The sequence below is a fragment of the Cupriavidus sp. BIS7 genome, from assembly GCF_000292345.1.
In the GTDB taxonomy this organism is placed as follows: Bacteria; Pseudomonadota; Gammaproteobacteria; order Burkholderiales; family Burkholderiaceae; genus Cupriavidus.
This window is the reverse complement of record NZ_ALOU01000010.1, coordinates 205,271-213,797: the sequence shown is the minus strand read 5'-3', so window position 1 is coordinate 213,797 and position 8,527 is coordinate 205,271. Positions and strand designations below refer to the sequence as shown.

Sequence of the window (8,527 nt, the reverse complement as noted above, 5' to 3'; positions counted from 1 at the left end):
ACCCGTACAGAACCCGACGTACTCGACGCGCAGCAGCGCGTATTCGCCGCTGAGCTCGACCTGGTTCAGGCACGCCTGGATTACCTTCTTGGCCGTCTGCGGCTCGCCGCCGCCGCGGGAGAACTGAGTGAGGAAACGCTGCGTTCCCTGAATGCCTGGCTCGCAGCCTGATCACAAAATCCTATGCTCGGAGAGCTGCAGCACTATTGGAGCGGCCCCTTTCTTGCCGCCAACGCGTTCATCGGGTTGAACCTGATCGGCGCGTTGCTGCTCGGCATGCTGGTCGGTTATGAACGCTCATACAACGGTCGTGCCGCTGGCATGCGCACCTATGGCCTCGTGTGCATGGCGTCAACGGCGCTGACGGTGTTCGTTGGTCACGCGTCGCTCTGGTACGGCGGCGCCACAGCGAGCGTCCAGGTAGACCCGACCCATACCATCCAGGGCGTGGTCACCGGCGTCGGGTTCCTTGGCGCCGGGGTCATCATGAAGGACGGCATGAGCATCCGCGGTCTCACGACTGCAGCGTCCATCTGGGCCGCTTCGGCCATAGGCGTGTTGCTCGGCGTTGGTTTCTATGCTGCTGCCATGCTACTTGCCGTGTTGTGTGTGTGCTCGATGTCGCTGTTGCACCGACTGGAGTCCAAGCTTCCGGGGCGCATGACGCTTGATGTATCGCTGACGTTCCAACCCGGTGAAGCGCCTGACTTCGACTTGCTGATCGACAGGGCAAGGTCTCGCGGCTATCGCGTGCTGCACGACAGCCTGACCATCACGTACGCCGACCACCAGGCCGTTTGGCGAGTCAGCTTGGTTGCGCCGGACAAGGCGCGCGCGCTATCACCGGCAGCACTGGCGGCGGAGATGGCTGCAACCGAGGGCGTCTCGCGGTTCAGCATCGTACCTGTGCGCAGTTGACAGTGTGACCAAAATGAACGTGCTTTGGCGCCCACCGCCAGGGCTCGACCGGAACCCCGATATGTCTACGAACGTACGACTCCCAACGCCATTGCGCCGTCAGGCCCTGTTTTGGGGCGCCGTCACACTGGGCTTCGGCATCTTGCTTTGGCGCTTGCGGCCCGTCCTCACGCCTTTCCTGCTCGGAGCGCTCATCGCGTACATGTTGCAGCCGGGCGTCGAGTGGCTGGTGCGCCATCGCACGCCGCGCGGCCTCGCGGCGCTCTTGATGATTCTCGTCTTTGCGATGTTGGCCGCGCTGCTGGTGCTATTGGCGGTTGCGGTGGTGCAAGCGGAAGGCCCGCAGCTTACCAGCCGGATTCCCGTCTTTATCGCCGGGCTGGACGCCTGGCTGCAACCGAAGCTGGCGTTGCTCGGCCTCAACCAATCGCTCCATTTTGGCAATGTGCGCGACTTAGTGGCGAACCTCGAAGGCAGCGAGAGGACGCTGACCCTCACCGCATGGCAGTACGTGCGCACCAGCGGCGACATGATGACAACCGTGATCGGCAACGTCGTGCTGGTGCCGCTGGTGCTGTTCTATCTGCTCTATGACCGGCACCAGATGTTCCGCCGCATGGAGAGCCTAGTACCCCGGCGCTGGCTTGGCAAGACGCGCGAGTTCGTTACGGAGATGGACCGTATGCTGTCGCAATACCTGCGCGGCCAGTTGCTCGTCATGGCGGTGCTTGCCGCGTTCTATCCCATTGCGCTGTCGATCGCGGGCTTCCAGATTGCGCTGCCGCTCGGCATCCTGACCGGCTTGGCGGTGTTGATTCCCTACGTCGGCTTCGCGACCGGGCTGGTCCTCGCGCTGCTCGCCGCGCTGCTGCAGTTCGGTACCTCGTACGGCTTCGCGGCAGTGGCGATCATCTACGGCACCGGCCAGATCCTCGAGAGCTTCTTCCTGACGCCGCGTTTCGTCGGCGAACGCATCGGCCTGCACCCGCTCGCGGTAATCTTCGCCTTGCTTGCATTCGGCCAGCTGTTCGGGTTTTGCGGCGTGCTGCTTGCGTTGCCAGTCAGTGCGATCCTTGCGACGGCGCTGCGCGAATTGCGTCGCCGATATCTGGCGAGTGCGCTCTATGAGAGTTGAACCGTCGGAAGAACGGTGACCACTATTGAGGGCGCTGACGCTACGCTAGTGGTGCGAAAGGGCGGGCGCAGGGCTGATGGTATGGACTCCCGCCCCCTCCGGGGCCCACACTGACAGCGTCAACTCTTGGGAGAACAACAATGCCCGCTCTGACCATTGGCTTGGATATCGCGAAGAACGTCTTCCAGATCCACGGCATTGATCGCCATGGGAATGTAGTTGTGCAGCGGAAACTTCGCCGGAATGAGGTCTTGACCTACTTCGCCAGGCTAGAACCCTGCCTAATCGGGATTGAGGCCTGTCACGGCTCGCATTACTGGGCACGTGAGTTGACTTCGTTGGGGCATACCGTTCGTCTGCTACCAACGCAGTATGTGAAGCCATTTCTGGTCGGCGGCAAGAATGATGCAAATGATGTCGCGGCAATCTGCGCCGCAGTGGCGAGGAAGGACATTCACTTCGTTTCAATCAAGAGCGCAGAGCAGCAGTCGCTGCAGTCAGTGCACCGAATGCGCGAGCGCCTTGTCCACGACCGTACTGCGAAATCGAATCAGATTCGAAGCATGTTTGCCGAGGAAGGCTTTGTCTTTCCGGTTGGTCTCTACCAACTGCGAAAGGGCATCGTTGAGCTTCTTGGCAACTCGAATGTCAGGGTCACGCCGGTGCTCAGGAGACTCGGTGCGATGTACCTTGAACAAGTGGATGCTCTGCAGAAGTGGATCGATGAGCTCGGCAACGAGATTGCCGAATTGTTCAAGCGTAGTGAGGTCTGTCAAAGGCTGGCGACTGTCCCAGGCATCGGCCCTGTCATCGCGACCGCGCTCGTTAGCAGCGTGGGAGACCCATTGCAATTCAGGAACGGTCGGCAGTTCGCGGCATGGCTAGGGCTGACGCCGCGGCAACGATCCAGCGGCGGCAAGACAAAGCTAAGCGGCATCACGAAACGAGGTGATACCTATCTACGAACCCTGCTCGTTCAGGGCGCCCGTGCCGTGATGCATGTCGTCAATCGTCGTGACGATCGACACAGCCGATGGATCAAGACCTTGATGCAACGTCGTCAAGCGAGCATCGCAGCGATCGCCCTCGCGAACAAGACGGCGCGCATCGCGTGGGCAATCTTGACGCGCAACGAAGTATTCCAGGTGGCATAGGCTCCACAATGGCTTGTTAACAACGTTTCACTTCCTTAGCGATTGCGCAAGAAGTGGCAAGCATGGCGAACCGGTCGGACCGGCGCTTGCAGATCCTGATATATCCGACGGCTGCATTCCGAAGCCAAGAGGCCGATAAGGAAGCAAGCGCGCAAATTTCCATGATGGCTCGTGTCGATAGTGGACACATCGGAAGCCGAATGTACGGACGCAGTCGACCACCTCAAAATGCAACCCCATCTTGCTCATAGGCGGGAGTCCATGTACGGATATATGCCAGTGCAATAACCTGCGGCTCGCCTTGGTCTCGACTATCTCAATTTATCTGCATGGCGATGAGGCGAAACGGGCACGGCAAATCGCTGCGGCCTCACGGCCCGAGTTCGCGGGGCGCTGCTTGACCTCAATTGTTCGGTGACACATTTCTTCGCAACCCGCAAAGCCTTGTCCAGCAAGGAATTGACGGGTCACGGAAGCGACTGGATCGCCGATTGACAGCGACTCGCGCGGTCGCCGAGTTCCGCTACCAGACAAAGTCGTCGGGCGATGTCGGAGCAATAGCTCCGGCCCAGGTGACGCTGGATACGCTAATGACATAGAACAGCCTGTGCGATCCACCGCGTTCGACTGCCGCGCTTAAGTGGGGTGACAGGAACGGGCGAGTGGTAACGGAAGGAGTGCCATCCGACGAAGGGTCCTGGTCGAGAACCGTGCAAACTGATAACCGCCAGGCTCAGAATCTGCCGACTATCGTGGCAGCCAAGCTGGCGGCGATACCCGCCTTCAGTTGCTTCAGGTAATCGGCCATCTGAGCGTGGCTTGGCGCAGTACTCAGAAATTCTTCCAGGCCTGCCTGCAAGGCAGGAGATCCCGAGCAAAGGGCTTGAGCTCGGCGAATTTGAAAATCGTCAGCGCGATCAGGCGGCCGATTTTGTGCTGATGTCATGACTGCTATTCTGGCATTTACAAAAGGACGGCACACCGCTCGATGTGCAGCCACCACGAGGAAGAGCTCGGCAAGGGTTGATTTTGGCGGTGACGCGAAGCATGCCACCTCTCGACTAGTCGATTCTTAAGGGCATACATCCCAGAAGCGAAAAGAGGAGATCTGCTTCAGAATGGATACGGGCATGGGAACTGGTTTGGACGCTGTCACCCGACTTGCTATGGATGTGGCGCGGGTCGAGGAAGCGTCGTGGGCCGGGGGGGCGGCGCAACGGCCGGCACCTGAATGTATGGCGCGAGGATGTAGGGGTAGGAATCCGAGCCATTTGATGGCAGCCCCTGGTGAGTCATATTTGGCTGCGTGTCGGCGGCGCACAACTGCGAAAGAGGCCCAGTTTTCAGCTCCGTCCCGGCGCTGTTGCCGTCACTGAAGCCATGCTTGGTACTCAAATTCTGCGATTGACTGCTTGTCTGCGGAGCGGTAGCGCCTATTGCTGGAGCCTCCAGCAATAGGAACGCCACTGCGAATATCCGTAGTTGGGTCGATGACACTGAAAACATGAGCGGTCCTGTTGATCGAGAGAATGCTGAGGCCCCACCCAGCATTTTGTGTGTTGCACTCCATAGCCTTTGATGCGGAAAGTGCAGAGACATCCAAGCTGCGAGCAGGGTTCCTTCCCAGCAGCCTGATTACGCGCAGGGTGAGTGACCAGAACCACTGACATGGGGTAGGTCCTCACCGCGGCATCAAACCGGTGGTCACCAAGCGCCGGACAGAACATGGCAGTGATCTGGGTAAATTCCGCTGCGTTGTCGAACGTGCTCATGCGTGGCTTCACTACTTCCGTCGTCTTCGCATTCGCTTCGAACGTCGGGCTCACATTTATGACGCCTTCCTCAAACGCGGCCGCTCTCTGCCTGCTGGAACATCTTCAGGCGCGCTGAGCCGTCTTTTTGAAACAGTCTCTTAACAATGGGAGCCGATCACCTATTTTCGATCGGAATGTCCGAAGCTCCGCCACAAGCCGACTATGGGCAGTGGTTCTCCAGCAGTCGCCGCCGTCGGGTGCCGTTGCGATTTCGCAAACATCGTTAGCCCTTACCGGGCAGAGTAGTCCGCGTCTGACATTTCGCCTCAGCCGCGTTGCGCACATCCCAGAACGAAAGGATGTGCGCGCCGAGGCGGCAGCGGTGCCAGTACATTCCATGCAGGCGTTGGCGTATGTTGTTCATCGTCATCCAGGTCGCGCCCTCGATGTCCACCAGCGCGGCCGGGTGGTCGTCGCTCTCGCCGATCAACTGGATGTCGCGGCAGGTCGCTTGCGAATAGCGAAATACGAGGGTGCGCAGATCCTTGATCGTAGCTCTCGGAGGCAGTCCGATAATCAGTAGCTTCATGATGGCGCCCGCTCAATGAATAGGTTAGTCGTTCATGATGCTGACGCCACCATCGACGAAGATAGTGTTGGCCGTCATCCGCCGCGCGTAGGGTGTCGCCAGAAACGCGCAGGTGTAGCCGACGTCCATGATGTCGACCAGTTCGCCGATGGGTGCTTTCGCAGCCGCTTCGCTCAGCAGGAGATCGAAGTCCCTCAGGCCAGACGCAGCCCGCGTCTTCAACGGCCCAGGTGAGATCGGATGGACGCGGATGCGCTTCGGGCCGAGTTCGTGCGCAAGATATCGGCAGGTGGCTTCGAGCGCCGCCTTCACTGGGCCCATCAGGTCGTAATTTGGTACGACGCGAGTCGCACCGAGGTAGCTCATAGCAAACAGGGAGCCGCCTTCATCCATCAAAGGTGCGGCGAGACGCGCCATACGGATGAACGAGTGACACGAAATGTCCATGGCTTGCGCGAAGCCTTCCGCCGAACTGTTCAAGAGACCGCCTTGCAGATCGTTCTTCGGCGCGAACGCGATTGAATGAATGGCGACGTCGAGCCGTCCCCAAGTGTCGCGAATCGAATCGAAGACGGCCTCGAACTCCCCAGGTTTCGATACATCGAGCGTCAAGACAATCGAAGCCCCCAATTCTCGTGCGAGCGGTTCAACGTAAGTCTTTGCCTTTTCGTTCAGATACGTGACGGCGATTTCTGCACCAAGTTCGCGGAATGCCCGTGCACATCCATAAGCGATCGAATGCTCGTTTGCGATGCCGACGATTAAAACCTTGCGGCCCGCGAACGGCTGCGCGGAAAGCTTGTCCATGCTTACTCCTCCAGCCGATGCAGTACGTGCCGGGCAATCATCAGTTCTTCGTTGGTCGGGATGACCCAGACATCGACAGCGCTTTGCGGATCGCTAATGCGCGGTCCGTGCTTCGCATTCGCCTGCGGGTCGAGCGAGACGCCAAGCCATGCAGCCGCACGACACACGCGCTCGCGCACGGGGGCCGCATATTCGCCGATACCCGCCGTGAAGACGATCGCATCGAGGCCGCCGAGCGCGGCCGTGAGCGAACCGATTTCGCGTGAGATCCGATAGCAGAAGAGGTCGACGGCAACGGCCGCAGCGGGCGCATCGCTCGTGAGCAGCGTGCGCATGTCGCTCGAAATGCCGGAGACGCCAAGCAACCCAGAGCGCTTGTAAAGCAGTGTTTCGATCTCGCGGGCATCCATTTTGGCCTCTTCCATCATCCACAGCACCACGCCCGGATCGAGGCTTCCCGAGCGCGTGCCCATGACGAGCCCTTCGACGGCGGTGAAGCCCATCGTACTGGCGACACTCTTGCCGTGATCCAGCGCCGTCATACTCGCGCCATTGCCGAGATGCAGCACCACTGTCCTGCCATACGCGGCGCGCTCGTCGTATTGCGGCAAGACACTTGCGACGTACTCATAGGAGAGACCATGAAACCCGTAGCGCCGAACTCCGCGCCGGGTGATCTCGGGTGGCAGTGCGAAGCGGGTCGCCACGTCGGGCTGGGTATGGTGGAACGCTGTGTCGAAGCACGCGATTTGCGGTACCAACGGGTTGCTCGCCTGGATCGACCGAATCGCCGCGAGGTTATGCGGCTGATGCAGCGGCGCGAGGGGAATGAGCGCCTCCAGCTCGGCCATCACCTTCGCGTCGACACGTACGGGCGCCGAATAGCGTTCGCCACCGTGCACGACGCGATGGCCGACGGCTAGCAGCCTGGCGTCGCCTGCGTGTCCACGTAGCCATTCCAGCAGGAATGCGATCGCCTTGTCATGGCCGAGACGTTCGCCCTCCGGCCAGCGCTTGTTGTCGATGATCTCGCCGCTTTGCCGTTTGACCTGAAAGCGTGCGTTGGTGTAGATCTCCTCGAGCTTGCCGCTGGCGATTGGGTCAAGCGCGCCGTCGCTCGCCGCGAACGCATGAAACTTGATGCTGGATGACCCCGCATTGATGACCAGAATGACGTCCATGCGTGAACCCTCTAGGCGATGGCGGCCGAGGGCTTCGCGCGCCGCGAAAGTGCGACGAGCGAAGCGACCGCGCACGACGCAAGCCGTGTGATCACCGAGTCGGCACGGCTGGTGAGAATGATGGGAACCCTCGCGCCAAGCACGATGCCGGCGGCATCTGCACCGGCGAGAAATGACAGGCTCTTGGCGAGCAGATTGCCGGCTTCGAGGTTCGGTACGACGAGCACGTTGGCATGCCCGGCCACTGGCGATGAAATACCTTTTGTCTTCGCGGCCTCTTCGCTGATCGCATTATCGAGGGCGAGCGGGCCGTCGAGTATCCCACCAGTGATCTGCTGGCGGTCGGCCATTTTGCACAATGCGGCGGCGTCGAGTGTCGACGGCACCTTGGAGTTAACAGTTTCCATCGCCGACAGGATCGCCACCCGCGCGGACGGAAATTGCAATGCCTGGGCGAGGTCGATGGCGTTCTGCACGATGTCACGTTTTTCATCGAGTGTCGGCGAGATGTTCACAGCTGCGTCGGTGATGATCAACGCGTCGGCCTGGCCGGGCACGTCCATCACGAAGCAATGGCTGACGCGCCGTTCGGTGCGCAGCCCGGTGCCTCGCGCGACGACCGCTGCCATCAGTTCGTCCGTGTGCAGAGAACCTTTCATCAGTGCTTGCGCCTTGCCTTCATGCACGAGTTGTACGGCGACTTCTGCCGCTGCGTGACTGTGTGGCACGTCGACGATGGGCAGATCGCCGAGGCCAAGGTTGCCTTCCCGCGCAGCCGCCTCGAGTTTGGCGCGCGGCGCCACCAGTATCGGCGCAATCAGATGGAGGCGCGCGGCTTCGATCACTGAAGACAGGGAGTCGTGATCGCATGGGTGCGCAACGGCGGTTGGCAATGGCGGTAGCGTTGTCGCGAAAGCGATCAGCCGCTCATATTTTTCGCGTTTGTGTTCCATGTCGTGTGCCCTCTATTGGCAAATCTTCCCGGGGCC

General features: G+C 60.3%; 8 protein-coding genes and 1 pseudogene. 4 read left to right on the top strand and 5 right to left on the bottom strand.

The genetic code is table 11. From position 1 onward, the window contains the following. Positions 1–183 precede the first annotated feature (183 nt). The 3 genes from B552_RS0104870 (at position 184) to B552_RS0104860 (ending at position 3,207) form a co-directional block, all read left to right on the top strand. Positions 184–918, top strand: coding sequence for an MgtC/SapB family protein (locus B552_RS0104870; RefSeq protein ID WP_019447891.1), 735 nt, complete (start codon positions 184–186; stop codon positions 916–918). Positions 919–979: 61 nt separating this feature from the next. Beyond that, positions 980–2,053, top strand: coding sequence for an AI-2E family transporter (locus B552_RS0104865; RefSeq protein WP_026035341.1), 1,074 nt, complete (start codon positions 980–982; stop codon positions 2,051–2,053). 140 nt (positions 2,054–2,193) lie between these two features. Then, entirely contained in the window at positions 2,194–3,207 is a 1,014-nt protein-coding gene (locus tag B552_RS0104860) for an IS110 family transposase (RefSeq protein ID WP_019447889.1), read from the top strand. A 733-nt stretch (positions 3,208–3,940) separates the two neighbouring features. On the opposite strand, the gene B552_RS28760 is transcribed toward B552_RS0104860, so the two are convergent. Further along, positions 3,941–4,153 carry a hypothetical protein gene (locus tag B552_RS28760; RefSeq protein WP_157160183.1) on the bottom strand — a complete coding sequence of 71 codons (213 nt, stop codon included), beginning with the start codon at positions 4,151–4,153 and terminating at the stop codon, positions 3,941–3,943. Positions 4,154–4,892: 739 nt separating this feature from the next. Between B552_RS28760 and B552_RS28255 the strand changes: the two are divergent. Then, positions 4,893–5,110: pseudogene (locus tag B552_RS28255) on the top strand (IS5/IS1182 family transposase); the annotation flags it as partial. 134 nt (positions 5,111–5,244) lie between these two features. On the opposite strand, the gene B552_RS0104855 reads toward B552_RS28255, so the two are convergent. From B552_RS0104855 to B552_RS0104840, 4 genes are read right to left on the bottom strand one after another with little or no spacing between them, the layout of a single operon-like run. Further along, positions 5,245–5,550: a hypothetical protein gene (locus B552_RS0104855; RefSeq protein ID WP_019447888.1), complete on the bottom strand. Its 306-nt coding sequence runs from the start codon at positions 5,548–5,550 to the stop codon at positions 5,245–5,247. Between the two features lie 24 nt (positions 5,551–5,574). Next, complete coding sequence (fabI, locus tag B552_RS0104850; RefSeq protein ID WP_019447887.1) at positions 5,575–6,357, bottom strand: enoyl-ACP reductase FabI; 783 nt, start codon at positions 6,355–6,357, stop codon at positions 5,575–5,577. A gap of 2 nt (positions 6,358–6,359) precedes the next feature. Next, entirely contained in the window at positions 6,360–7,538 is a 1,179-nt protein-coding gene (locus B552_RS0104845; protein ID WP_019447886.1) for an acetate/propionate family kinase, read from the bottom strand. A gap of 11 nt (positions 7,539–7,549) precedes the next feature. Beyond that, positions 7,550–8,491 carry a phosphate acetyltransferase gene (locus B552_RS0104840; RefSeq protein WP_019447885.1) on the bottom strand — a complete coding sequence of 314 codons (942 nt, stop codon included), beginning with the start codon at positions 8,489–8,491 and terminating at the stop codon, positions 7,550–7,552. Positions 8,492–8,527 lie beyond the last annotated feature (36 nt).